We start from the raw sequence: 22,194 nt of genomic DNA on the forward strand, positions 1-22,194 counted from the left end.
CGCCACGCCCCGGCGCCATGCCATGCCCGGCGGCACCCGGGCCGGCGATCCCGGCCGGCCGCCGCCGCGATACGTTCCGGGTTCGCGTCGTCATGCCAGCACAAACCCCGAACATACCGCGAGGATCACCGCGGACCGGGAACAGCATGTGCTGACCGGGCATCCGGTACGGGCGTGATCCCGCTATCCGCGCCAGAGCCGGGGATTTGGCCGCCAGGATCGTCGTCGGGAACAAACCGGTACAATCCGGGTAAATTGCCTGCGTTGTCGCCATCCCTGCCACGCCCGGGACCGCCGGCCAAAACACCGGCTGGCCTGCCCACGCCCATGCCGTGTTGCGCCGGTCCTGTACGCGATATATCGTGAGTGGTAGCCGGACGTGATGAAGGGTGAGCGAGATGGCTGTTTGGTCCACGTGGTCCGCGGCACGGACGATGCGCTGGTCGACCAGGGCGGTGATCGCGGCCGGAGTGCTCGCCGCGCTGCTCGTGGCCGCCGTGCCGGTAGCGCTGTTCGTCGGCGTGATCATGATGCTGCTCGGACACGTCGTCGGCGGGCTCGCGCTGTTCGGCGCCTCGATCCTGGCGGCGGCCGTGGCTGTCGCGATCGCGAGCCTGAGCGGGGTACGGCACCTGCGCAAGCTGGTGGGTCAGCGAGACTACCGGGTCGTTCGGCTGGACCGGGGCGAGTACTACTACGACTGACGGCTGCTGCCCACCGTGCCGGGCTCCCGGCCAGCGCCCTCGAGGTGGTGGCGGTATAGCCCGGCGACGCGGAAGGCCAGGTCCAGTGACTGGCTGCGGTTGAGCCGCGGGTCGCACGCCGTCTCGTAGCGGTGGCTCAGGTCGCTCTCGGTGATGTGGTGGCCGCCGCCGACGCACTCTGTCACGTCGTCACCGGTGAATTCGATGTGGATGCCGCCTGGATGTGTACCGAGCGCGCGGTGCACCTCGAAGAAGCCGGCGACTTCGTCCAGCACGTCGTCGAAGTACCTGGTCTTCTGGCCGCTGGCCGCCTCCACCGTATTGCCGTGCATCGGGTCGCACACCCAGACGACGGCGGCCCCGCTGGCGGCCACCTTCGCGACCAGCGGCGGGAGCGCCTGGCGGATCCGCGCCGCGCCCATCCGGGTGATCAGCGTGAGCCTGCCGGGCTCCTGGTCCGGGTCGAGGGCGTCGATCAGCTCAAGCACGTCCTGCGCCGAGGCTTGCGGGCCGATCTTGACGGCGACGGGATTACGGATCTGACGCGCGAACTCGACGTGCGCGCCACCGGGGGCGCGGGTGCGCTCCCCGATCCACAGCAGGTGAGCCGACAGGTCGTAGGCCCGCCCGTTCCGCTCGTCGGTCCTGGTCAGGGCCCGCTCGTAATCCAGCAGCAGGGCCTCGTGGCTGGCATAGAACTCCACTGCGCGGAACTCCCGCGGGTCAGCCCCGCACGCGTGCATGAACGCGATCGCCCGGTCGATCTCGTCCGCCAGCTGCTCGTAGCGCTCCCCGGCCGGACTGCCGGTCACGAAGTCCTGGTTCCAGGCGTGCACCTGGCGCAGGTCGGCGTACCCGCCGCTGGCCAGGGACCGGCACAGGTTCAGCGTGGCCGACGAGCAGTGATACGCGGCAAGCAGCCGGCCGGGGTCAGGCGTCCGTTCAGTGGCGGTGAACTCGATGCCGTTGACCGCGTCGCCCCGGTAGACGGGAAGTTCCGCGCCGTCCCTGACCTCAGTGGCCGCCGACCGCGGCTTGCCGAACTGGCCTGCCATCCGTCCGACCTTCACCACCGGCACGCTGGCCGCGTAGGTGAGAACGACGGCCATCTGCAGCAGCGTCCGGAACTTGCCCTGGATGCTGTCGACCGTGGTGCCGGCGAACGTCTCCGCGCAATCACCGCCCTGCAGCAGGAAAGCCTCACCGCGCGCCACCGCGGCCAGCCGCGCCTTCAGCTGGTCGCACTCCGCGGCGAGCACGAGCGGCGGCAGGCCCTCCAGGCCGCGCACCACCGCCTCCAGGCGATCAGGGTCGGGCCACTGCGGCTGCTGAAGCGCGGGTGAACTCACGCAGTTCAGGCTACGCGGAGCGCCCGCGCTCTTTCCCACCCGCCGGGCATTACCTCGCCTGGCGCGGCCGGCTGGTCCGTGCTGTCCGTTCAGGCCTCGTGTTCGTACTTGAACGAGAGCTGGAGCTTGGTGCGGAACGTTATGGTGCCGCCCTCGTCCAGGTGAATATCCTGCTTGACGACTTCGGCCACCCGAAGGTCACGGATCGTCTCTGCAGCGGTCTTGACCGCCGCGGAGGCCGCGTCCTCCCATGATGTGCCGCTCGTCCCGATCACCTCGATGACCTTGTACACGCTCATATCGTCCTCCTCTGGCCACGGTGGTTCCCGCGCTGCGATGGCGTCCGCCGGCGCTATTGATTCTTCCCGCCGGCAGGCCATGATGCACGCCGGCCGGCCTCGGCTGCGGCAGGCAGGCCGCCGGCCCGGGCGGCACGATGGGCAGCGGGCCCCGCGGGCGCGAGGTAATGAACCTGGCTGCCGGGGCTGCTCAAGGAGCTCGGTGCGCAATTCGTGACTGCCGTAGTTTGTCGCGCTCTCGTAGTAGAGACGCCGTCCGCCGCCCGGCAGCGCAATCGCTGAGACGTAGCGCAACGCGCCGCCGCCATGAGGACTGGACGCCGGGCCGGCCACGGGAATATACCGTGTCCCGTTCCACTGCGCTATTCCAGTCCGCTCCTCGAAGTTCCCCGCTGCCGACGCCCGGCCGTCGAAATAGGCGTGCTCGCCGACGACGGCCGTCAGGCGAGTGCCGCGGCTATACCACGTGCCCGGCTCTGGCACCATGACGGACTCGCCGCTGCATGCATCGACGCTCGTCATCTTATCGGCGTTCTCGTCACCCTCGGCCAGCGGATGCACTGTCGCCCAGATACGCAGATCCTGGCGACGAAGCAGCACCGGGTCCTTGATGCCGAACGCCCTGCTGCCGGGGAAAACCGTCTCCCGGGTCCTGGCGCTGAATTCCCGCGGACCGCGTGCCCGCAGCCGCTCGATCCGCCAGTGCTTGGAGTGGAACGTGGCGCAACTGAGGTAGAGATCCCAATCACCATCCGGCGTCACGTCCAGCGCCGGGCGTTCCAGTGACTCGGCATCCATGTCCTGCTTATCGATGGTGCACAGCACGTCAAAACGAATGCCGTTGTCCAGCGGAGAGCGGGCTACATAGACCCGGTTGCCGCGCCCCTTGTCGACCGGGTGCCTGTCGCGATAGGCAAGATAAATGTAATCACCATGAACAAGAGCACTGGCAGCGCCGATCCAGTTGCCTGTTCCGTGCGCGGCGTGCAGCACCAGCTCGCTGTTCTCCCATCGAGGCAGCATGAGTCAGCTTCCTTTCATTTTCCTCAGGTAGTGCCCGCATCACCCCTGCGGCACTCGCATGTCATGCCGGCCTGGGAAGGGCGAGTGCTGCGTCGGCTCACCTGGCGTCCCGACACCGGCGGAGGCTGGTGCGCCCGTCCTGGCCGGGTCTACGATCTTTAGACCGCAGTGGTCTCCAGCCTCATGCCTCGCCCACGTCAGCAGAAGCCGCGGGGCGTCACAGGGACTGGCAGGTGATCCCTTCGCCTGTTCCCACCCGAGGGGAATCTCGATGGCGCTCTACATGTACCAAGCCTCCTATACCGCAAAGTCGATGGCGGCTCAGCTCAAGGAGCCGAAAGACCCCGTGGAAGCGATCAGGCCGACACTCGAGGACGTGGGAGCCAAGATCTTGGTGGCTGGCTTTCCGTTCGGCGAGTATGACGTGCTCATCGTGTACGAGGCGCCCGATGATATGACCGCTGCCAGCGTCGCGATGGCGGTTGCCGCCGCGGGGGAGGTCAAGTCGGCCAAGACCACGCGGGTGCTCAGCGGGCAGGAATGGCTCGAGTCGTTGCGCAAACGCAGGATTGTCAACATCCGGAAAGCGCGCTAGCCGCACCGGCGCTGGCGCGCCCTGGTTACTCCTGCTGGGCCCGGCTGACGAATCGGTCCCTGTCGACGATCACCCGCTCCAGCGTGCCCGCGCCGACGACCACGGCGTGCTCAGCCGGCGATCCTGGATGCCGCTTGTGCCTGGCCACGTACCTGAACACAAGCCGCCGCCCGTCCACCTCGGTGAGTTCGGCCTCGACCACGACCTCGGCCCCGAGCGGGCTGGGCCGCGTGTGCTCGATGACAGCCGACGTGCCGACCGAGGTCTGGCCGGGTTCCAGGCTGGGCCCGACAGCCGCCGCCGCTGCCGCCTCGGCCAGCGCGAGCAGCCGCGGCGTGCCGAGCACGGGCACGTCACCGCTGCCCATCGCGACCGCCGTATCGGTGCCCGCGACGACAATCCGCACGAATGACCGCAATCCCGGTGCCAGCGCCACCCCCGTAGCCTAACGGGGGCCTGCTGTTCGTCCCGCTGCCGCTCGACCGCCCGGCTCGCGAAGGCACCGGGTCCCCGCTGCCGGTTCGCGGTCAGCGAACCGTCCAGCTGAGCCTCTGCATCGCTGTGCATGGCGCTAGTGCGACAATCGGCACATGCCGGAGCGACTCGAAGTACAGCGGGCTGTGGCCGCGGCACCGGGCGAGATCTTCGCCGTGCTCACCGATCCCCTGGGGCACGTGGCGATAGACAGCTCCGGCATGCTGATGGAGGCCAGCGGGGACATTGTCACAAAGGCGGGCGATACGTTCGTTGTCCACATGGACAGGGAAGCACTCAACGACTACCCCCTGGGCCTGTACGACGTCACCGTCGAGATCGTCAGGTTCGAACCGGACCAGGAGATCGCCTGGACCGTCCGCGGCCAGCTCAACCTCGGCCACGTGTACGGCTACCGGCTTGAGCCCATCGAGGCGGGTACGCTCGTGACGTCCTACTACGACTGGTCGGCGGCCGAGCAGAGCTGGAAGGACGCCGCGATCTTCCCGGTGATCCCGGAGAGCACGCTGCGGGCGACGCTCGGGATCCTGGCCCGCACCGTCGCCCCGGGCAAGCCCCGCCCGGCGCTTTGACACCGGGTCAGCCGCGGGGCGGCAACGGGCGCCTGGGCTGATAGCCGGGCCCCGGGCCCGGATGGCCGGGATCGCTTGGCCTGGCTGCTTTTCGGCCGTGCTCTGTCGGGGTATGGATCACCGCACTCGGCGCAATCAGCCGCTTTTGGCCCCTCCCAGCTTGCCGTCCATCGCCTGCCCGAAGGTACTCATATGGAAGCTAACGCAGACCGTTTCCTCGAACTCATCCATCAGTTCGAGGACTTCACCGACGCCATCTCCCCCGAGCGAGCGCACAACGAGTTCGATGAGACAACCCTGCAGCTGTTCTGGATGCGGTGGCCGCAGGTTTCCTCATGGACCGGGGCGCTGTGGCGCATGCTGTCCGAGGAACTGTCCGGCCCGTCGGCGCCGCACGCGGACCCGGAGCTCGATGAGGTGGGCGAAGGTGGGTGACCGTCCTCGCCGCGCGCAGACCGTCGGCGACGTGATGACCACCCGCGTGGTCACGACCAGCCCTGACGAGACCGTCGCGGACGCCGCCGCCGCCATGGTCCGGCAGAAGGTGGGATCGGCGCTGATCATGCAGGGCCGTTTCCTGGCCGGCATTCTCACCGAGCGGGACGTGCTGCGCGCCGCGGGATCAGGCAGCGACCTGACGAGTTCCCCGGTGTCCGCGTGGATGACGAAGGACCCGGAGCATGCGTCCCCGGAGACCACGATCGAGGAAGCCGCTCAGCTCATGCTGCTGCACGGCTTCCGGCACCTCCCGGTGCTCGAAGGCCGCGAAGTGCGCGGCGTCGTCAGCCTGCGTGACCTGGCCGCCACCCGGATCAGCCGGCCCGCCCAGCGGGACTGACCCGCCCTGTCGGGAAGCCGACAGCGATGGCGTCGGCCAGCTGACTGCCGGCCGGGCACGCCGCCGGGCATGCTGGGCGCGGCTGGTGGTTCAGTAGCCGGGGAGGCGCGATGGCTGGCGTGGCTGACGGGGACAACGCGAGGTCGGCAAGGTTCGGCGGGCTGGCCGGCCGGCGGGCGGCGGGGCGCGGGATGGCTGACCGGGCGGTGACCGGCGTGGCCGCGGCGGTCATGGCCGGCGCGGCCGGCGCGGCGCTGCTGCAGCTGGTGGCGGAGGTTGCCGGGTCGCCTGTTCCTGTCGCGGTCGTCGCGGCCCCGGTGCTGACGGTGGCCGTGGTCTCGTCGCTGCTGCGGCTGCTGCGCCGTGGCGGCGCGCCACGGTAAGCCAGCATGCTGCGGGCGGAACCTACCCGGCGGAGGGATCGATGTCTGCCGACGGCAGGTCACGCACCTGCTGCCTGGTGATGCTGAGCCGGATGCCGTCGTCGAATCCGGCCACGTTGTCGAAGGGGATCGCGACCTCCCTGTGCGCCCACACATGACCCTCCCTGACCAGCACATGGGTCAGCTGGCCGCTGCCCGCGTCGAACCGGACAGCGCGGACCTGGCCGATATCCCCGTCGGTGGCGTGCACATGGTCGCCGCGGCGCTCCTCCACCTCGCCGGGGGGAACGATGTCGATCGTTTCCTCTTCGGGGATGCGGGGGATCGTGCCGCCCGCGACGGTCGGCCCGCCCGCATCCCGCCAGCCCGGGGGAAGCAGCTGAACCGGAACCTGATAGCCGAGCGCGAACTCCGCGAGAGTCTCCTCCGCGGCCGCCAGGCCTTCGAACTCCGCCTGGGTGCAACGGAGCCGGACCTGGCCCTGCCCCGCGTCGACAAGCCCGACAGGAACCAGCCGGGCAAGCCCGCGCCGGCCGTCCGGCTCGACCACGACATCGGTCACCGTACGGGCGGCGGGGTCGACGACCACGGCGACCACCTCGCCACGGTATCCGTCGCTGCACGCGGCCTGACTTCCGAGCACGAGTGTTGTCTCCACGCAGGTCCCCTTCCCGTACCAAGGACCCTAGCGCTGGCGCTCTCAGTTCGTCATGCCGAACCGGATTGCCTTCCGGCACGTTGTCACAGGCGGACCGGCGCGCAAAGCGCGGGGAGAGCGCCGGGAGGGCAGCAGTGCAGGTCCGGCCCGAGGGGGAACGGAAGCTGAGCGGACGCGTCCAGCGGCGCGTCGACGAGCGGCGCGGCCGGTACGCCGCGCAATTGTCGCACGCAGCGGAACTGGCCGCCCGGTTCGGGTGCGGTGCGGTGATCGGGGTCTTCACCGCGCGGGCCGGCGGCGGGGCCACGCGCGGGGCCTTGGTCGCAGGCCTGCTCCCGCTGGCAGCGATCCCCGTCTTGATCGCGGCTGTCGCCGTCGGTGTCCGGGGTGTGGGGGTGCTGCTGCTGCCCTTTCCGTTCGCCTGGGCCGCCTGGTTCGGCCTTTGCATGCTGTGGGGACGTGAGCCGAGGCGGAGCATCTGGTGCTACGCCTTCGCCGAGGGGTTCCTGCTGCTGGACGATCAGCGAACCGACGCGATCCCCGTGCGCTGGAGCCAGGTCACTGAGGTCGGCCCGGTCTGGACACCGGTGTACCACGCCGGCGCGGACGAGATGGATCCCAGGATGGCGGTGACGGCGTACCGGCTGCGGTCGGCGGACGGGCAGGCCCATGTGATCTCGCGCAGCTTTCAGAACGTGCGAGATCCCTACGGCGAGGTCGGGCAGATGCTCAAAACCCTCATGCCGGGTGCGGCAGGCAAGACCTTGCCGTCTTTTCCCACCATCGACGACGTCATCGCCGCGTACGCGGTGCAGCGGGGTCCGCGTGCGTGATCACCACTGCTGGGCAGCGGGCCGCCCCGCGATGGATAGGCTCGTGCTCCTACTCTGATTAGAAGCGACTCCTTTCCGTGACTGGGGATGAGGCGATGGCCGATACGAGGGGAACGAAGCTATCGCCGCAGGTGCGGAACGTGCTGGCGGTGCTTGTCGTCGGCGCCGGCCCGACCGGGCTGACGCTGGCCTGCGAGCTCGCCCGCCGCGGCGTCTCCTGCCGCGTGATCGAGGCCGCCCCGGGACCGCAGCCCGGCTCGCGCGGCAAGGGCATCCAGCCGCGCACCCTCGAGGTGTTCGACGATCTCGGCATCGTCGATCGGGTGATCGCCAACGGCCGGATCGCGATGCCGATCCGTTCGACCGCCCCCGATGGCCGGGTGACGCTGGGCGGCGCCGTGCCCGAGACGTTGCGGGATCGCCCCGACATCCCCTATCCGGCGAGCCTGATCACGCCCGAATGGCGGGTCGAGGAAGCGCTGAGACTGCGGCTGGCGGAGTTCGGCGGCGCGGTTGAGTTCGGCACTGCGCTCGGCAGCTTCCAGCAGTCGCAGGAGGGCGTGTCGGCGGTCGTCGTCAACGGCGGCGAGGCCGAGACGGTCACCGCGCGCGGGCTGGTTGGCTGCGATGGCGGCCACAGCATCGTCCGTGCGCAGGCAGGCATCGCTTTCGAAGGCGAGACCCGCGAGGAGGTGCGGATGATCGTCGCCGATGTCGAGGTCGACGGCCTCGATCGCGACGTCTGGCACGCGTGGCAGCATGAGGACGGCCTCTTCAGCCTCTGCCCGCTGCCCTCGACCGGCGTCTTCCAGTACCAGGCCGTCATCGCGCCGGGACAGGACCCCGAGCTCAGCCTCGCGAACATGCAGGCGATCCTCGAGCGGCGGACCGGCCGCACCGACATCCGCCTCCACGAGCCGGAGTGGTCGTCGCTGTGGCGCGCCAACATCCGCCTCGTCGATCGCTACCGCGAGCGTCACGTGTTCCTCGCCGGCGACGCGGCGCACATCCACTCGCCCGCCGGCGGCCAGGGGATGAACACCGGCATCCAGGACGCGCACAACCTCGGCTGGAAGCTCGCGGCGGTCGCGAAGGGCGCATCGCCGGCGCTGCTCGACAGCTACGAGGCCGAGCGGCGACCGGTCGCAGTCGGCGTGCTCGCGCTCTCGAACGCGCGCCTCAGGCAGGCGCTCGAGCAGAAGGAAGTCCCCACCCGCCGCGATGCGAGCACGATAGAGCTCGACGTGGGCTATCGCGGCTCTGCCCTGGCGCGTGACGACCGCGACGAGGCTGCCCTGCTCCGGGCCGGCGACCGCGCCCCCGACGCGACCAAGCTGACGACGGTGGACGGCGAACGCCGGCTGTTCGACCTGACGCGCGGCGGGCGCTTCACGCTGCTGAGCTTCGGGGCCGCGCCCGCGGTCGAAGGCTGTCCGTCCGACCTCAGGACTCTCCATGTCGTCGGACAACCGGCCGGCCCCGACGACATCGCCGACACCGAAGGCCATCTTGCCAGCGCCTACGGCCCGGCCGGCCGCACGCTCGTGCTGATCCGGCCCGACGGCTATGTCGCGCTGATCTCCGATGCCGGCGACGTCGCGGCGGTAGCGGACTATCTCGCCGCGATCGGCTGAGCCGTTACCCCCGGCCGCCGCACGAGCGCGGGCCGTCGTCGACGACCCGCATTCAGCGGCGCGCGCTAGCGGAGGGCGCCAGGGACGGAGTGACCGAGCACGGCGACCAGGAGTGACAGCAGCGAGACCGCGACGATCGACACGGTGATCAAGCGGAGCCGGGCGGCGCTGACAGCGCCCAGGCTTGCGCCTGGCGAGCCGCCGCGGGCCGGCACCCGCCCGAGTTGCCAGACCAGCGGCGCGATCGCCAGGATGATCAGGCCGGTGACCACGTTCGCTTTCAGCACCACGCCGCCGAGTGCGGCGAACGCGATCGCGGTCCTGGTCCATGCCAGCGATGTCCGCTCCCTCGCCAGGCCAGGGTCGCGCTCTTCCGGGTCGGGACCCGGCTGGGAGCCGCCGGACGGGCGCCCGGGCTCCGCAGGAGGCGGCGGGGCAGGGGTCATCGGATGGCGGAGATGAGCAGGATGACGGCGGAGATGACCGCCATTCCCGCGATCGTCGCGGCCAGGATCCACGGCATCACGGACTTCGGCAGCGGGTCGCCGTGGCGCAGCGCCCGCTGGTTGCGCGCCCACTCGCTGTAGGCGACGACCGCGAGCACCGCGCCGAGCACGATCAGCGGCACGCCGAGCAGGTGGCGGCCAACCGGTACGCCGGGGAACGGCGGCAGCAGCTGCACGATGCCGAGCCCGGCCACGACCAGCGCGAGCGCGGTCCGGCTCCAGGCCAGGAACGTGCGCTCGTTAGCGAACGTAAACCGCGGATCGGGCTCGCTGCCGTCGTCGCCGTCATGCCCGGTGCCCGCCGCCCCAGGCAGCAGCCCCGCCCAGCGCCCGGACCGTGACATTCGACCTGGCTCCCCTCGTCCGTGTGCCGTCGGCTCGCTTGCCCCATTCTGCCGGTTACCGTTGTAACGTACGTTGCCGCCCCGGTTGTGTCGCGTGCATGCACGTGCAAACCCCTCACGGAGCGAGGCGTGACTCTACCCTTGCCTCATGGAAGCGCTCGAGCGGGGCTCGATCGATGTCGCCGGGGTACCGCGCAGCTACTGGCTGGCGCGGGCGCCACGGACCGGGCAGCCGACCCACGCTCCGCTGCTGATCGTCCTGCACGGCTCGGGCATGGACGGGCGGAGCATGGCCTGGCTCACCGGTCTGGGCAGGCGCGGGCCTGCCGCCGGGATCACCACCGTGTTCCCCGACGGGTGGAAGGGGGTCTGGCACGCCGCCCGGCCGCCGGACCGCGAGCCCGACCTTGACGACGCGCTGTTCCTCGAGGAGCTGAGCATCCATCTCGGCGCCCAGGGCGCGGCCCGGTCCTGGCCGGTCTTCCTGGCCGGGGTGTCGAACGGCGCGTGGTTCGCCGAGCACGTCGCGCGGCACGCCTTGCTGCCGGTGACCGGCCTGTTCCTGGTCGCCGGGACCTCGCTGGCGCTCAGCAGGCGCCTCGCGCCGGTGCCGCGGCTGCGCGCGGGCGTGGTCCTGATCATGGGCACAGGCGACCGCTCGGTGCCCTATGCCGGCGGGCGGCTCGCCAGGCGGGGCCTGTCCGGGATGCTGCTGCGGCGGCGGGCGGGCAGGCACGGGGAACTTCGCGGCGAGGACGTCGTGGCGGGGGCGGAGCAAGTCGCGACCGACTGGGCAGCGGGCAACGGCATCACGGCGGCCCCGGCGATCGAGGAACTGCCCACCCCGCCGGGCGACCTGCCGGTGACGCGGAAGACCTGGGCCGCGCCCGCCTGCCGTCCCGTGGCGCTGTACCGCATCGACGGCGGGGGCCACGGCTGGCCGGGCGGGCCGCAGTTCCTGCCGGCCCGTGTCATCGGCCCGGTCACCCGGCACCTGGACGCGACCGGCATCCTGCTGGCCATGGCCGGACGCGAGGGCGGCGCCGTTCCTGGCGGCCGCGTCCTTCGGCCGGGCGGGTACGCGCGGCACGCCGAACACGGACGCCGCGGCGGGTACGCGTAGCGGATCGGCCGCCGGGCGCACGCTCACGTGGTATCGCGGGGACCGCGGCCGAAGGCGAACATCGTGGCGCCGCGGGCGAGCGGGGCGGGCGTGGCGGCGAAGCGGTGGGCGCCGCAGCCATACCGGTAACTCGGGTCGGAAACCCACAACCGCTCGAAGCCGAGTTCTTCGAACCACGCGCAGACCTGCGGCACCAGGTCCGGCTCGGCGCGGCCCCGGGTCCACACCACCGTGCCGCCGGTGGCGCACAGCTGGGTGCAGTAGCCGATCGTCGCGCGGATGTGGTCATGCGTCATGTTGCCGAACAGCCCGCAGGCCAGCACAAGGCCGGCCGGGACGATGTCGGCGTACGCGCTGGTCAGCGCGGCATCGCCGGTGACGATCTCGACTCCAGTGAGGTCCGCTTCCGCGGCCAGCCGGCGGGCCACCTCGGTGTTGCGCGGGTCGAGTTCCACCAGGCGCGCGGTCACGTCGTCGCGGCGCGGGTGGCCGGCGAGCACGCCGATCAGGTCGCGGCCCTGGCCTGCGCACAGGCTTATCACGCGCAGCGGGCCGGGCGGGGCGCCGTCGAGCGCGATGCGGATCCGGTCCTGCACCAGGGCAAGCCGGCGGGCCAGGTCGCTGCCGGGGTCGTCATACCGGGCGTGCCACGCGTACCAGTCCACTATTGCGTCCGCTTTCTAGCGCAGCGGCACCTGTGCGTCGTTCGCGGCCAGCTGGCCGGCGGCCTCCTGCCGCGCCGCGCGCGACAGCATGATGAAGCGCTGCACGGCGAGCGAGACCACCAGGTACAGCACGACGGTGGCGTCCCCTACGTTCGTGCCGTTCTTGCCGGTGACATCTCCTGCCACGAGGTAGTCGTAACCAAGGTGCGCGGCGAACGCCACCACCCACAGCACGGCGGTCAGCCAGGTCCCCCTGCGCATCAGCTGGCCGTCCTGGCGCCAGATCTTCACGGTCGGCGCCCGCACCGCCCCGAGCACCGCTGCGAGCACCAGGCTGCCGGCGACCGCGGCGATGATCGCGCCGTCGTGATGCGGGTGGCCGTCCAGGAACGTGACGAACTGGACCACGCCGATGATCGCGAGGATTATCACGAGCCGGTAGTTCTCGCGCAGCCGCCGGGGCGTCAGCTGCAGGCTGACGAACAGCACGAGCACGGCGAGGCCGATGACGAGGTTGGCGGTGGTCGCGCTAGACATGGCTCCAGCCTGCTACGGCGGCGGCGCCGCTGTCACGTGAGTTTAGTCATCACTTCGCCGTGCCGCGCGTCAGGCGCGCGCGGCTGCCTTCTCGAGGGCGGCCACCGGCAGGCTGCTACTCCAGCGACCTGAGTGCCTGCCGGGCGCCGCCCTGTCCGGCTTGGCCAGGCAGCGGCTCTGGCGGCTCGTCGCCGACGATCACGCCGCCGCCGTGCCCCCAGGCCAGGTACCGCCAGGACAGGTTGATCAGCGTCGAGATCCGGTTCCGGTACCCGAGCAGGTACACCAGGTGCAGGCCGAGCCAGGCGAACCAGGCCAGCGTCCCGGTGAACCGGGCGCCCCTGGCCAGCTGCACGACGGCGGAGCGGCGGCCGATCGTCGCCATCATCCCCTTGTCGTGGTAGCGGAACGGCTGGGTCTGCCCGCCCTGCGTCAGCCGGATGACCTGCCGCGCCGCATGCCTGCCCTCCTGCAGCGCGGGCTGCGCGAGCTGCGGCGACGGGTCGTCGGCGCTGACCGCGATGTCCCCCGCGGCGAAGATCCGGTCGCTGCCCTGAACGCGCAGGTCCGGCCCTACCAGGATCCGGCCGCCGGGCCCTTGCGGGAGGTTCCACCCGGCGACCGCCTCCGGCCCGGCGACGCCGGCCGCCCAGACGGTCAGGTCGCTGTGGTGCGAGCTGCCGTCCCCGAGCACCACGCTGTCCGGCTGCACCCGCAGGATCTTGGTGTTCAGGAGGATGTCGACGCCGCGCGCGGCCAGCTGCCTCCTGGCGTACTCGCGCAGCCTCGGCTTGAACGGCATCAGCAGCTCCGGCGCCATCTCCACGAGCCTGACGTGCACCCGCGCCGGGTCGACGTCGGAGAACGTGGCGCGCAGCACGTCGCTGCGCAGCTCGCCGAGCGTGCCCGCGAGCTCGACGCCGGTGGCGCCACCGCCGACGACCGTGATGGCGAACTCGCGCCCGGGGTCGGTGCCCGCGCTCAGCTGCTCGTAGCCGTTCATGATGTGGTCGCGCAGCACGATCGCGTCGACGCGGGTGTACAGGCCGAACGTGTTCTCCGCCGCGCCCTTGACGCCGTAGTAGGCCGCCGACACCCCGCTGGCCAGGATCAGGTAGTCGTAGCCGAGGTCGCGCCCGTCTGTCAGCCTGATCCGCTGCGCCGCCTGGTCGATCGCCGCCAGGTCGCCCCGGATGTAGCGGGTGTGCCGCCTGGCGGTGAAGCCCCCGACGGCGTACGAGACGTCGCCAGGGTTCAGCCCGCCGGTCGCGACCTGGTACAGCAGCGGCTGGAACGTGCTGTAGAGGTTCCGGTCAATGATCGTGACGTGGACGTGAGCCTTGCGCAGCGCGCCCACCGCGGACAGCCCGGCGAAGCCGGCACCCACGATGACCACGCGCGGCGCGCCTGTTCGGCCGTCGGGTTCAGGCTGCTCGCTGGTCATCCCGTTGTCCCTCCTTCTCGTCCTGGCTTTCCTGCTGCTTCACCTCGCCCCGCAGCGACCGCGGCCAGAGCCGCCGGACGAGGACGACGTCGATCTCCGCCGCGTACAGCGTCACCTCGGCCTGCAGGTACAGCCAGGCAAGCAGGCCGAGCACGACACCGAACGTGCCGTACAGCGACGAGGCGCGGTGCAGCTGGTGGGTGACCACGTACCCGCCGAAGACCTGCAGGACCTGCCAGACGACCGCCGCGATCGCCGCGCCGACCGGCAGGTCGCGCCAGCGGACCTGGCGCACGGTGGCGATGCGGAACGCGAGCCAGAACACCCCGACGTTAAGGCAAAGCGAGATCGCGACCGCACCGATCAACGCGCCCGCGCCCGTCAGGATGTGCCCGGCGCCCCCGGCCAGGCCGGACAGCGCCGTGGTCACCACCAGGCCGATGCCGACGACGAGGACCAGCGCTATCTCGTTCAGCAGGGACAGCGGGAACCCCGGCCGCCGGTCCCGCGGTATGTCCCAGACTTCGCACAGCGCGTTGCGCATCGCCGACGCGACGCCACGCGCCCCGAGCAGCAGGACCACGATGCTGACCACAAGCGGGAGGCCGGTGCCGGGCAGCGAGCCCAGGTTGCTCTTGATCTGGTCGCCGATCACCGGATACTGGGCGAGCGCCGAGTTCAGCAGGCGCTGGCGCAGGTCCGGGTTGCCCCGCAGCGTCATGTCGAGCACCGTGACGAACAGCAGCAGCAGCGGGAAGAGGGCGAGGAAGGCGTAGTAGGCGATGAGCGCGGCGAGGTTGCCGGCCCGGTCGGCGGCGAATTTCCTGTACACGCCGACCGGAAACGCCAACGGCGGCCACCGCTGCTGGAAGCGGTCGGCCGCGTCGATGGATCTGCTCACCACGTTCATCTTCCCGGTGACTACCCGCTGCCCGGCCGTTCACCCGCGCGGGAAGGCGCAGTCAGGCGCCGAGGTTCAGGGCGACGAGTTCCGGGACCGCGCACAGGGACGCCGGCGCAGCGCCGGGACTCGCGGTCGGAGACGGACTCGGTGTGACGGCCGGGCCGGGACTGGCCTGAGGTGACGTCGCGACCGGGGTGCCGTCCGGCGAGACAGCGCCGGACGGCGATGCGCTTGGCGCGGCGGCCGGGGCCAGCCGCGCGCACGCCGCGATGACCGCGATGTCCCCCGACTGCGCGGCGCTGCCGCCCAGACCGCTGAGGTCCGAGAAGTAGTGCGGCCATGGCAGCCCGGTAGCGGTCCAGACGACGCGCCCGGCGGCCAGGTCGTAGCCCCACGCCTCGCCGCCCGCCCCGCTGTCGAGGCCGAGCGCCACTCCCCCGCGCACCACGTACATGCCGGCCGAACCGCCCGCGGTGGAACCGGAAACCGAGGTCTTCCCCGCACCGGTCAGCGGATCGACGCCGACCAGGGCACCGGCCGCGGACGTGAGGTAGACCAGGTGCGCCGACGGGTCGGCGCCCTCGGGCACCGCGCCCGCGATGAACCAGAGCATGCCGCCCGTCTCGCCGCTGTAGGCGGTCACCCCGGCCGCGGACGTGAACAGCACGACACCGTCTGCCGCGAGCGACATCGTGCCGGAGAAAGCTTCCCCGGGAGGAGCAGGCAGGGTCCGTTCGGTACCTGAATTGAGGTCGATCACCCGCAGCTCTGTTACGGGCGCGGGCCCCAGATAGCCTCCCGCGGACTCGGCGACGTACAAAGTGCCGCCGTCCGCGCGCCAGGCCTGGCCGGCGCCCACCTCGCGCCGCCAGCGCACCTTTCCGTCGGTGTTGTCATAGCTGGTCACGCTCGTGGGCCCGATGACCACCGTGGTCGCGACGGAGGCCAGCACCGCGCCGCCGAAAATCGCGGCCGGATACGATCCGAGCACCGCGCCGGTCGCGCTGTCGATCACCACCTCGGTGCGGGTGTGGCCGTACGGCCCGGCGACCCCCGCGGTGACGACGCCGTCCCAGGCGCGGACCGAGATGATCGTCGCGCGGGCCGGGCCGGGCAGCGTGACCTGCCACAGCAGCTGGCCGTGGCTCAGCCCGAAGCCAGTGACCGTCAGCCCGTCGCCGACCGCGGCGACACCGCCGCCAACCGCGACGTAGGCCTGCCCGGAGGCGGGCACCGTGCCGGTCGCGCCCGCGTCCACCGCCCACTGCCCGGGCAGCCGGGTGACCCAGCGCTCGGCGTCCGCGGGTTGTGGCCGGCAGCCACGGCAGGCCTGCGGCTGCTGCCCGGACGCCGACCCGTTCACCGGGAAGAACACGACGGCGAGCAGGGCGGCGGCGAGCACCCCGCGCCGCACCCAGGCCGGGGATCCGCGCACCGCCTTGCGCCTCCGCTTCATCACCTGCCGAACTCTTCGCGATACCCGGCAACAAGGGTAGAGCGATTTACGTGACTGACACGCCGGAGATGACGTTAACCGGTCGCTGCGGATCGGGAGCGGCCGCGGCAGGCCCCGCCAGGCCACGGAAAACGAGCGCGGCGCGGTCCCCGCCGATAGCGTTGGACGCGATACAAGGAGGTACTCATGGCAGACCGCGCACCGCTTCCGTACGATTTCCTGCCGTCCGTTCCGGCATTGACGGTGACCAGCGAGGACATCACCCACGGCGGGCATATGAGCAACAAGCAGGTGTACAACGCCTTCGGCATGACCGGGGAGAACATCTCGCCGCAACTGTCCTGGTCCGGGTTCCCGGCGGGGACCAAGAGCTTCGCGGTGACCTGCTTCGACCCCGACGCGCCAACCGGGTCCGGGTTCTGGCACTGGCTGGTTATCGACATCCCGGCTTCGGTGACGTCGCTGGAATCCGGGGCCGGCGTCGCGGCCAACGGGCTGCCGGCGGGCGCCTTCCACGTGCGCAACGACTACGGCACCAAGGACTTCGGCGGCGCGGCACCGCCCGCGGGCGACCCGCCGCATCGGTACGTGTTCGCCGTGCACGCGCTTGACGTCGAGACGCTGGGCATCGACTCGGACGTTTCTCCCGCTGTCGCCGGGTTCAACCTGCGGTTCCACACGATCGCGCGCGGGCTGCTCGTCCCGGTTTACGGGCACTGACCGGGACGGTTGACGCCGGCGGGCACTCGCGGCCCGCCGGCACCGCCTGGGCGGCTAAGTGCCGGGGCGGCCTAGTCCCGGCCTAGTCCTCGGCTTCCGAAACGGCGCCGAGCGCCTCCGGGTGCATCCGGCGATAGTGCTCGGTAAGGACGGCACTCGCCTCGCCGGGCCGGTAAGCGAGTGTGCGCTGACAGACCTCGCAGCGGGTAACAGGCAGGCGCGTGACCGTCACCGGAAAGCGCCTCGTGGTTGAGCTGGTCATTTGCTTTCATAATGCCAGAACGGCCGGGGAAATTCCGTCCCCGGCCACGGGGTATCGTCGCCTTAAATGATAGGCGGCCCAGGTGACTGAATGCGAAGCGGCCAGAGCCCGGCTCGAGGCCGAACGTCACGAGACGCTGCGCCGGGCCGCCGAACTCGAGCGGGAGTTCAACGGCATTGCCGCGAGCGCCGCGGACGGGTCGTCGGGCGGCGACGACGAGCACGACCCAGAGGGCGCCACGGTCGCCTTCGAGCGCCAGCACATCGCCGCGCTGCTTGCGCAGGCGCGTTCGCGCCTCGCGGCGATCGAGGCCGCGTCACGAAAGCTCGACGCCGGGCGATACGGCCAGTGCGACGCGTGCGGCGAGCCGATCGGCGCCGCGCGACTGGCCGCCCGCCCGGCGGCCCTGACGTGCGTCCGGTGCGCCGCCCGCGGTTTGTAATTGCGAATGCCACTTTGCACACTCTGTGACCATTTTGCGGTCCATTATGGGCGATTTGTCCATGCAGGGAGTGTGCGAAGTGGGCGGAAGTGAATATTGTGGGCAATGGTGTCGCGTCCGGCCGGCGTCCGCGAGTGTTCGTGAGCGCATGCGGCCGAATCGCTGCCTCATGAGGCTCGCGCTGAGCTGGCTCGCTTGTTTCGTTCTGGCCATGCCCGATGCCACGAGCGGACAGGAGCCTGCCCCGGCGGACGAGTTCGACCGCGAACTGCGCGAGCTCATCGAGGGCACCGCGGCGCGACCGGGGCCTGAGGGCGAGGCTGGCGTCAGCCCTTGGTGAACGACTCCAGTTCCTCACTCGCCGAAACGGCACTGGCACCCGCGTCGTCGGTGAGCACCTCGTCCTTGACCGGGCCGACGCCCGGTGCGAGCCAGGTCTTGATCTCGATCGACGCCGTGATGCCCTCGATCGAGAACGCCTCCGTCATGTCCACCACCGTCGCCGTGTACGTGCCCGCAGGAACGGTGACCGTCTGCGTGCCCGCACCCTGCACGGTGATGTGCGCGGTGGTGTCGATCGTCTCGCCGTCGGCCTTGATCGTCAGCTTCAGGTCGGACGTCGACGGCTTGCCTGAGTCGATCACTGCCGCGCTGGGCCAGACGACGCCGCTGCCGCTCACCGACACACCGCTGCTCACCTCGTTCTCGGACAGCGGGTAGACGATCGAGCCGTCCGATTCGAACACGTAGGTCGAGGAGTTCGTAGTGGTCGTCCCGAGGATGTCGTTCGTGCTGGTCATCGTGACCTGCTGGCCGGCGGCGACCGGGACAACGGAACTCATCGTGCTCACCGTCGTCCCGTCCCCGGCCGCGGTCGTGACCTTGAACTTCCAGGTGTTGCCCTGGGCCACAGGGAACGGCACCGAGGCCAGCGAGACGACGCCGCTCGACGAGCTGGAAGCCGCCGGCGTCGTGGCCGAGGCGGTCGAGGCCGAGGTCGCCGTGCTGGCCGCCGACGTGGCCGGGGTACTGCTTCCCGAACTGGCCGCCGAGCCGCAGCCGGCCAGCGCCAGCCCGGTCGCGAGCACGCATACCGCGGCGGCCGCGGCCATGGCTATCGTGCGGGCGCCCGGTGTCCGGCGCGCCCGGAAGGTGTCAATGCTGATCATGTGAATTCCCGCTTCCCGATGGCTCGCCTGCGGCGTCGCTCCGCCGTTTGGGCTATGCAACACCAGCGTGGGCCAGGAACGCGGCCTTTTCGATGGCGTTCGATGTATCTAACGTGCTGTACGTTCGGCCCGGTTCAAGGGGCCAGGGCGGTTCCGGGCTTGCGGCACTGTGCGGATGGCAGGCCACGAGCGGGGCCGCCGGGGCCGGGGCTTATCATCGCGGAATCATGGAGAGCCAGATCATCCGGGTACGCACCGGCGGGCGGGAGTCCGTGGCGGACATCACCGGCGAGTGCGCGCAGTTCGCCAGGTCGGCCTCGGGCGGCGGGGACGGGCTGCTGCACGTGTTCGTGCCGCACGCCACGGCGGGCGTGGCGCTGATCGAGCTCGGCGCGGGCAGCGACAGCGACCTGCTCGCGGCGCTCGCGGACCTGCTGCCCGCCGATGACCGGTGGCAGCACGCGCACGGGTCGCGCGGCCACGGCCGGACGCACGTGCTGCCGGCCTTCGTGGCACCGTACGCGACGATCCCCGTGCTCGGCGGGCGGCTTGCGCTCGGCACGTGGCAGTCCGTCGCGCTGATCGACCTGAACGTGGACAACCCGGACAGGCAGGTGCGGCTGTCGTTTCTCGGCTGACCCGCCCGCCGCTGGGCGCCCGGCGCGCGACCGCGCGAGCACGGCGGGCCGCGAATTGGGCGCGTACCTTACCACTTTGATAACCGTGCAGGCCAACGCGGTGGCCATCACCGGGCGGATACAGATACCGTAGGAGTCCCTGATAAGGGTTTTGTCCGTCGCCCTGGCATCGCTGCCTGGTACCGGCGGCTCACCTCCTGATGATCCAGATGATGAGGTGATGACCATCATGGCCCGCATCGTTGTCATTGGCGACTTGATGACGGATACGGTCGCCCACGCCACGCTGCCGCTCGCGCGGGGCAGCGACACTCCGGCGACCGTGACCATGCACGGCGGCGGCTCGGGCGCCAATATCGCGGCGTGGCTGGCGGCGGATGGCGCTGACGTGGCATTTGTCGGACGGCGCGGTGCGGATATCGCCGGCCGGAACCGTGACATGGAGCTGATGGGCTACGGGGTTGACGCGCGGCTCGTGATGGACCCGGAGCGGCCCACCGGGACGTGCGTCGTGATGGTGACGCACAAGGGCGAGCGGACGATGCTCTCCGACCCCGGCGCGAACGCCGCACTGTCGCCAGACGACCTGCCGCATGACCTGTTCGTGCCGGGCGCGCACCTGCATGTTTCCGGGTACACGCTGCTCGCGGAGGGGTCGCGGGCGGCGGCGCTCGCCGCCCTGGACTTCTCCCGGCGTGCCGGGATGTCGGCGTCGGTGGACGGCGCGTCGGCGGCGCCGCTCGAGCGGGCGGGCGCCGAGCCGTTCCTCGAGCTGTCGAGCAACGCGGTGCTGCTGTTCGTGAACGTCGCGCAGGCCAAGGTGCTGACCGGGCGGGACGACCCTGAGCAGGCCGCCCGCGTGCTCACCGCCTGGTATCCCCAGGTCGTCATCAAGCTCGGCGGGGACGGTGCGCTCTTCTATGCCAACGGCCGTCCCCCGGTGCGGGTGCCGGCGCCCCCGGTCGAGCGGGTCATTGACGGGACCGGCGCCGGCGACGCGTTCGTCGCCGGGTTCCTGCCCGCGTGGCTGGACAAGAAGCCGCCGGCCGAGGCACTCGGCAGCGGCTGCCGCCTGGCCGCGCACGCGCTCAACCTGATCGGCGCGCGGCCCGTCCTGTAGGGGCGGGCCGAATCCCTTCGCGCAAACCCGCGCGTATGGTAAGCAATCGACTGTGACAGGCTTCCTGGCGGAGTTGTTCTCACTCGATGAGCGGGTAGCCGTCGTGACGGGTGGCAGCTCGGGGATCGGCGAGGCGATGGCGTCCGCCCTGGCACTGGCGGGAGCGCGAGTCGTGCTGATCGCGCGGGACCCGACCCGCCTGTCCGCCACCGCGACGTCGCTGTGCGCGGCCGGCTGTTCAGCGGCGTGGGTCAGCGCCGACCTGGCCGACCGGGCCGAGGTGCGCCGGGCCGCGTCGGCGGCGACCGCCGCGTTCGGCGAGCCGGACATCCTGGTCAACTGCGCGGGCGTCAACCTGCGGCCGCCGCTGCCGTCGCTGTCCGAGGAGCACTGGGACCTGATGCTCGCCGTCAACCTGACCGCGCCGTTCCTGCTCGGGCAGCGGTTCGGCCCGGCGATGGCCGCGCGCGGCTGGGGCCGGATCATCAACGTGACCTCGCAGCAGGCACAGCGCGCGTTCGGCAACAGCGGCGGGTACGGCGCCTCGAAGGGCGGCCTGGCCGCGCTGACGCGGTCCCAGTCCGAGGCATGGGCGCCCTCGGGGGTGTGCGTGAACTCGGTCTGCCCAGGGTTCGTCTCGACCCCGCTCACCGTGGAGGTGTCGTCCGACCCGGCGCGGTCGGCCGCCCTGGCGGCGCGGACGATGGCCGGGCGGAACGGGGAGCCCTCGGATTTCGCCGGCGTGGCGGTGTTCCTCGCCTCCACCGCCAGCGACTACGTGACCGGCCAGACGATCTACGTGGACGGCGGCTTCTCGGTGACGTAGGCGGCGCGCTACACCAGCGACATCACCTGGACGGGGTAGCGCGCGGCGATCGCGTCGAAATCGCGGTCGGCGTGCACGATCGTGGCGTTGCGCCGCCATGCGATGGCCGCGATGAGGCAGTCGACACTCGACCGGATCGTGATGCCGGCATCGCGCAGCACCTTGTACAGCGCGCCTGCCTCGGCGAAGTCGCAGACCGGGTCCACCTGGCAGAGCGGCATCGCATCGGTGAGCCGCTCGATCCGCCGGAAATTCCCGGCATCACGGGCGCCTGCCAGCAGTTCCATGATCACCGGCTCGGTGACGCCGGCGGTCGGCGGCTCACGGCGGACCATAGCCCTTACCTCGAGGTGGGCCCGGCTTCCGGTCTTGCGGAGGTATTCGATCCAGGCGGAAGAATCAACGATGTACACGGTCAAATCTGCGCGATCGGGGGTTCGTTGCGGATCTCGGCCAGGTCCCCGCCCCAGCCCATGCCTTCCACCTCGTCCAGGAACTCCTGGGTGAGCGGAGTGCCCGCGGTTCGGCGCAGTGCCAGGTCCACGGCGTCCTTCTTGGTCTTGAGGTCATACCGCCGCATGACCGCGGTGACGAGTTCCTCGTCGATCTCGATGTTCGTGCGGAGCATGGTCATACACCAAGCATACACAGTGAC

30 protein-coding genes are annotated in these 22,194 nt (G+C 70.9%); 16 read left to right on the forward strand and 14 right to left on the reverse strand.

What is annotated here, in order from left to right; genetic code table 11:
- Positions 1-398 precede the first annotated feature (398 nt).
- Positions 399-704, forward strand: a complete 306-nt coding sequence (locus Q1N79_RS16140; RefSeq protein WP_300609893.1) for a hypothetical protein — start codon at positions 399-401, stop codon at positions 702-704.
- On the opposite strand, the gene Q1N79_RS16145 is transcribed toward Q1N79_RS16140, so the two are convergent.
- Both Q1N79_RS16145 and Q1N79_RS16150 read right to left on the reverse strand, forming a co-directional pair.
- Entirely contained in the window at positions 695-2,053 is a 1,359-nt protein-coding gene (locus tag Q1N79_RS16145; RefSeq protein WP_300609894.1) for a class II 3-deoxy-7-phosphoheptulonate synthase, read from the reverse strand. The genes Q1N79_RS16140 and Q1N79_RS16145 overlap by 10 nt on opposite strands.
- Positions 2,054-2,142: 89 nt before the next feature.
- Complete coding sequence (locus Q1N79_RS16150) at positions 2,143-3,375, reverse strand: dodecin family protein (RefSeq protein WP_300609895.1); 1,233 nt, start codon at positions 3,373-3,375, stop codon at positions 2,143-2,145.
- Positions 3,376-3,646: 271 nt separating this feature from the next.
- Between Q1N79_RS16150 and Q1N79_RS16155 the strand changes: the two genes are divergently transcribed.
- Positions 3,647-3,970: a GYD domain-containing protein gene (locus tag Q1N79_RS16155; protein WP_300609896.1), complete on the forward strand. Its 324-nt coding sequence runs from the start codon at positions 3,647-3,649 to the stop codon at positions 3,968-3,970.
- Positions 3,971-3,995: 25 nt separating this feature from the next.
- Here the strand turns inward: Q1N79_RS16155 and Q1N79_RS16160 are convergent, their stop codons facing one another.
- Complete coding sequence (locus Q1N79_RS16160; protein WP_300609897.1) at positions 3,996-4,406, reverse strand: hotdog domain-containing protein; 411 nt, start codon at positions 4,404-4,406, stop codon at positions 3,996-3,998.
- 154 nt (positions 4,407-4,560) lie between these two features.
- Here Q1N79_RS16160 and Q1N79_RS16165 point away from each other — a divergent pair, with 154 nt between their 5' ends.
- The 4 genes from Q1N79_RS16165 to Q1N79_RS16180 all read left to right on the forward strand — a co-directional run bounded on the left by Q1N79_RS16165 (position 4,561) and on the right by Q1N79_RS16180 (position 6,258).
- Positions 4,561-5,037: a polyketide cyclase gene (locus Q1N79_RS16165; RefSeq protein WP_300609898.1), complete on the forward strand. Its 477-nt coding sequence runs from the start codon at positions 4,561-4,563 to the stop codon at positions 5,035-5,037.
- A gap of 192 nt (positions 5,038-5,229) precedes the next feature.
- On the forward strand, positions 5,230-5,472 hold the full coding sequence (locus tag Q1N79_RS16170) for a hypothetical protein (RefSeq protein ID WP_300609899.1): 243 nt from the start codon (positions 5,230-5,232) through the stop codon (positions 5,470-5,472).
- Positions 5,465-5,875: a CBS domain-containing protein gene (locus Q1N79_RS16175; RefSeq protein WP_300609900.1), complete on the forward strand. Its 411-nt coding sequence runs from the start codon at positions 5,465-5,467 to the stop codon at positions 5,873-5,875. The genes Q1N79_RS16170 and Q1N79_RS16175 overlap by 8 nt, the downstream gene beginning before the upstream one ends.
- 110 nt (positions 5,876-5,985) lie before the next feature.
- Positions 5,986-6,258 (forward strand): hypothetical protein, encoded by a 273-nt coding sequence (locus Q1N79_RS16180; RefSeq protein WP_300609901.1) that lies wholly within the window; start codon positions 5,986-5,988, stop codon positions 6,256-6,258.
- A 22-nt stretch (positions 6,259-6,280) separates the two neighbouring features.
- On the opposite strand, the gene Q1N79_RS16185 is transcribed toward Q1N79_RS16180, so the two are convergent.
- Positions 6,281-6,916 carry a PRC-barrel domain-containing protein gene (locus Q1N79_RS16185; protein ID WP_300609902.1) on the reverse strand — a complete coding sequence of 212 codons (636 nt, stop codon included), beginning with the start codon at positions 6,914-6,916 and terminating at the stop codon, positions 6,281-6,283.
- 134 nt (positions 6,917-7,050) lie between these two features.
- Between Q1N79_RS16185 and Q1N79_RS16190 the strand changes: the two genes are divergently transcribed.
- The gene (locus Q1N79_RS16190; RefSeq protein WP_300609903.1) at positions 7,051-7,749 is read left to right on the forward strand and encodes a hypothetical protein; all 699 of its coding nucleotides are present in this window, start codon (positions 7,051-7,053) and stop codon (positions 7,747-7,749) included.
- 95 nt (positions 7,750-7,844) lie between these two features.
- Positions 7,845-9,383, forward strand: a complete 1,539-nt coding sequence (locus Q1N79_RS16195; RefSeq protein ID WP_300609904.1) for an FAD-dependent oxidoreductase — start codon at positions 7,845-7,847, stop codon at positions 9,381-9,383.
- 65 nt (positions 9,384-9,448) lie between these two features.
- Here Q1N79_RS16195 and Q1N79_RS16200 read toward each other — a convergent pair whose 3' ends face one another.
- Both Q1N79_RS16200 and Q1N79_RS16205 read right to left on the reverse strand, forming a co-directional pair.
- Positions 9,449-9,829 (reverse strand): DUF202 domain-containing protein, encoded by a 381-nt coding sequence (locus Q1N79_RS16200; RefSeq protein WP_300609905.1) that lies wholly within the window; start codon positions 9,827-9,829, stop codon positions 9,449-9,451.
- Positions 9,826-10,233 (reverse strand): DUF202 domain-containing protein, encoded by a 408-nt coding sequence (locus Q1N79_RS16205; RefSeq protein ID WP_300609906.1) that lies wholly within the window; start codon positions 10,231-10,233, stop codon positions 9,826-9,828. Before Q1N79_RS16205 ends, Q1N79_RS16200 begins: the two co-directional genes overlap by 4 nt.
- A 148-nt stretch (positions 10,234-10,381) precedes the next feature.
- Here Q1N79_RS16205 and Q1N79_RS16210 point away from each other — a divergent pair, with 148 nt between their 5' ends.
- The gene (locus tag Q1N79_RS16210) at positions 10,382-11,356 is read left to right on the forward strand and encodes a hypothetical protein (protein ID WP_300609907.1); all 975 of its coding nucleotides are present in this window, start codon (positions 10,382-10,384) and stop codon (positions 11,354-11,356) included.
- Positions 11,357-11,379: 23 nt separating this feature from the next.
- Here Q1N79_RS16210 and Q1N79_RS16215 read toward each other — a convergent pair whose 3' ends face one another.
- The 5 genes from Q1N79_RS16215 to Q1N79_RS16235 form a co-directional block, all read right to left on the reverse strand.
- Positions 11,380-12,021, reverse strand: coding sequence for a class I SAM-dependent methyltransferase (locus Q1N79_RS16215; RefSeq protein WP_300609908.1), 642 nt, complete (start codon positions 12,019-12,021; stop codon positions 11,380-11,382).
- 15 nt (positions 12,022-12,036) lie between these two features.
- Positions 12,037-12,558, reverse strand: a complete 522-nt coding sequence (locus Q1N79_RS16220) for a hypothetical protein (protein WP_300609909.1) — start codon at positions 12,556-12,558, stop codon at positions 12,037-12,039.
- Positions 12,559-12,673: 115 nt separating this feature from the next.
- Complete coding sequence (locus tag Q1N79_RS16225) at positions 12,674-14,002, reverse strand: NAD(P)/FAD-dependent oxidoreductase (RefSeq protein ID WP_300609910.1); 1,329 nt, start codon at positions 14,000-14,002, stop codon at positions 12,674-12,676.
- Complete coding sequence (locus Q1N79_RS16230; RefSeq protein WP_300609911.1) at positions 13,983-14,903, reverse strand: YihY/virulence factor BrkB family protein; 921 nt, start codon at positions 14,901-14,903, stop codon at positions 13,983-13,985. Before Q1N79_RS16230 ends, Q1N79_RS16225 begins: the two co-directional genes overlap by 20 nt.
- Before the next feature lie 61 nt (positions 14,904-14,964).
- Positions 14,965-16,362 (reverse strand): PQQ-binding-like beta-propeller repeat protein, encoded by a 1,398-nt coding sequence (locus Q1N79_RS16235; RefSeq protein ID WP_300609924.1) that lies wholly within the window; start codon positions 16,360-16,362, stop codon positions 14,965-14,967.
- A 186-nt stretch (positions 16,363-16,548) separates the two neighbouring features.
- On the opposite strand from Q1N79_RS16235, the gene Q1N79_RS16240 reads away from it, so the two are divergent.
- From Q1N79_RS16240 to Q1N79_RS16250, 3 genes are all read left to right on the forward strand, one after another.
- Positions 16,549-17,082: a YbhB/YbcL family Raf kinase inhibitor-like protein gene (locus Q1N79_RS16240; RefSeq protein ID WP_300609912.1), complete on the forward strand. Its 534-nt coding sequence runs from the start codon at positions 16,549-16,551 to the stop codon at positions 17,080-17,082.
- Positions 17,083-17,426: 344 nt separating this feature from the next.
- A complete protein-coding gene (locus Q1N79_RS16245) occupies positions 17,427-17,786 on the forward strand; it encodes a TraR/DksA C4-type zinc finger protein (protein ID WP_300609913.1) in 360 nt (119 codons plus the stop codon).
- Between the two features lie 211 nt (positions 17,787-17,997).
- A complete protein-coding gene (locus Q1N79_RS16250) occupies positions 17,998-18,126 on the forward strand; it encodes a hypothetical protein (protein WP_300609914.1) in 129 nt (42 codons plus the stop codon).
- On the opposite strand, the gene Q1N79_RS16255 is transcribed toward Q1N79_RS16250, so the two are convergent.
- The gene (locus Q1N79_RS16255; protein WP_300609915.1) at positions 18,113-18,586 is read right to left on the reverse strand and encodes a hypothetical protein; all 474 of its coding nucleotides are present in this window, start codon (positions 18,584-18,586) and stop codon (positions 18,113-18,115) included. The genes Q1N79_RS16250 and Q1N79_RS16255 overlap by 14 nt on opposite strands.
- Here Q1N79_RS16255 and Q1N79_RS16260 point away from each other — a divergent pair.
- The 4 genes from Q1N79_RS16260 to Q1N79_RS16275 all read left to right on the forward strand — a co-directional run bounded on the left by Q1N79_RS16260 (position 18,576) and on the right by Q1N79_RS16275 (position 21,539).
- Positions 18,576-18,959: a hypothetical protein gene (locus tag Q1N79_RS16260; RefSeq protein ID WP_300609916.1), complete on the forward strand. Its 384-nt coding sequence runs from the start codon at positions 18,576-18,578 to the stop codon at positions 18,957-18,959. The genes Q1N79_RS16255 and Q1N79_RS16260 overlap by 11 nt on opposite strands.
- 223 nt (positions 18,960-19,182) lie before the next feature.
- On the forward strand, positions 19,183-19,593 hold the full coding sequence (locus tag Q1N79_RS16265; protein ID WP_300609917.1) for a YjbQ family protein: 411 nt from the start codon (positions 19,183-19,185) through the stop codon (positions 19,591-19,593).
- Positions 19,594-19,822: 229 nt separating this feature from the next.
- Positions 19,823-20,713: a carbohydrate kinase family protein gene (locus Q1N79_RS16270; protein WP_300609925.1), complete on the forward strand. Its 891-nt coding sequence runs from the start codon at positions 19,823-19,825 to the stop codon at positions 20,711-20,713.
- A gap of 52 nt (positions 20,714-20,765) precedes the next feature.
- A complete protein-coding gene (locus Q1N79_RS16275) occupies positions 20,766-21,539 on the forward strand; it encodes an SDR family oxidoreductase (RefSeq protein ID WP_300609918.1) in 774 nt (257 codons plus the stop codon).
- Positions 21,540-21,547: 8 nt separating this feature from the next.
- Here the strand turns inward: Q1N79_RS16275 and Q1N79_RS16280 are convergent, their stop codons facing one another.
- Both Q1N79_RS16280 and Q1N79_RS16285 read right to left on the reverse strand, forming a co-directional pair.
- Positions 21,548-21,952 (reverse strand): PIN domain nuclease, encoded by a 405-nt coding sequence (locus tag Q1N79_RS16280; protein ID WP_300609919.1) that lies wholly within the window; start codon positions 21,950-21,952, stop codon positions 21,548-21,550.
- Between the two features lie 2 nt (positions 21,953-21,954).
- A complete protein-coding gene (locus Q1N79_RS16285) occupies positions 21,955-22,173 on the reverse strand; it encodes a type II toxin-antitoxin system VapB family antitoxin (RefSeq protein WP_300609920.1) in 219 nt (72 codons plus the stop codon).
- Positions 22,174-22,194: the final 21 nt, after the last annotated feature.

Origin of the sequence: Trebonia sp. (assembly GCF_030042015.1) — a bacterium.
Lineage (GTDB): Bacteria > Actinomycetota > Actinomycetes > Streptosporangiales > Streptosporangiaceae > Trebonia.

Bases quoted from the DNA above. Each gene is read 5' to 3' on its own strand.
- Q1N79_RS16170 (WP_300609899.1), top strand. From the start codon at position 5,230: ATGGAAGCTAACGCAGACCGTTTCCTCGAACTCATCCATCAGTTCGAG.
- Q1N79_RS16270 (WP_300609925.1), top strand. From the start codon at position 19,823: ATGGCCCGCATCGTTGTCATTGGCGACTTGATGACGGATACGGTCGCC.
- Q1N79_RS16180 (WP_300609901.1), top strand. From the start codon at position 5,986: ATGGCTGGCGTGGCTGACGGGGACAACGCGAGGTCGGCAAGGTTCGGC.
- Q1N79_RS16220 (WP_300609909.1), bottom strand. From the start codon at position 12,558: ATGTCTAGCGCGACCACCGCCAACCTCGTCATCGGCCTCGCCGTGCTC.
- Q1N79_RS16225 (WP_300609910.1), bottom strand. From the start codon at position 14,002: ATGACCAGCGAGCAGCCTGAACCCGACGGCCGAACAGGCGCGCCGCGC.
- Q1N79_RS16200 (WP_300609905.1), bottom strand. From the start codon at position 9,829: ATGACCCCTGCCCCGCCGCCTCCTGCGGAGCCCGGGCGCCCGTCCGGC.
- Q1N79_RS16235 (WP_300609924.1), bottom strand. From the start codon at position 16,362: ATGAAGCGGAGGCGCAAGGCGGTGCGCGGATCCCCGGCCTGGGTGCGG.
- Q1N79_RS16210 (WP_300609907.1), top strand. From the start codon at position 10,382: ATGGAAGCGCTCGAGCGGGGCTCGATCGATGTCGCCGGGGTACCGCGC.
- Q1N79_RS16155 (WP_300609896.1), top strand. From the start codon at position 3,647: ATGGCGCTCTACATGTACCAAGCCTCCTATACCGCAAAGTCGATGGCG.
- Q1N79_RS16165 (WP_300609898.1), top strand. From the start codon at position 4,561: ATGCCGGAGCGACTCGAAGTACAGCGGGCTGTGGCCGCGGCACCGGGC.
- Q1N79_RS16195 (WP_300609904.1), top strand. From the start codon at position 7,845: ATGGCCGATACGAGGGGAACGAAGCTATCGCCGCAGGTGCGGAACGTG.
- Q1N79_RS16240 (WP_300609912.1), top strand. From the start codon at position 16,549: ATGGCAGACCGCGCACCGCTTCCGTACGATTTCCTGCCGTCCGTTCCG.
- Q1N79_RS16140 (WP_300609893.1), top strand. From the start codon at position 399: ATGGCTGTTTGGTCCACGTGGTCCGCGGCACGGACGATGCGCTGGTCG.
- Q1N79_RS16285 (WP_300609920.1), bottom strand. From the start codon at position 22,173: ATGACCATGCTCCGCACGAACATCGAGATCGACGAGGAACTCGTCACC.
- Q1N79_RS16250 (WP_300609914.1), top strand. From the start codon at position 17,998: ATGCCCGATGCCACGAGCGGACAGGAGCCTGCCCCGGCGGACGAGTTC.
- Q1N79_RS16150 (WP_300609895.1), bottom strand. From the start codon at position 3,375: ATGCTGCCTCGATGGGAGAACAGCGAGCTGGTGCTGCACGCCGCGCAC.
- Q1N79_RS16205 (WP_300609906.1), bottom strand. From the start codon at position 10,233: ATGTCACGGTCCGGGCGCTGGGCGGGGCTGCTGCCTGGGGCGGCGGGC.
- Q1N79_RS16255 (WP_300609915.1), bottom strand. From the start codon at position 18,586: ATGACCAGCACGAACGACATCCTCGGGACGACCACTACGAACTCCTCG.
- Q1N79_RS16265 (WP_300609917.1), top strand. From the start codon at position 19,183: ATGGAGAGCCAGATCATCCGGGTACGCACCGGCGGGCGGGAGTCCGTG.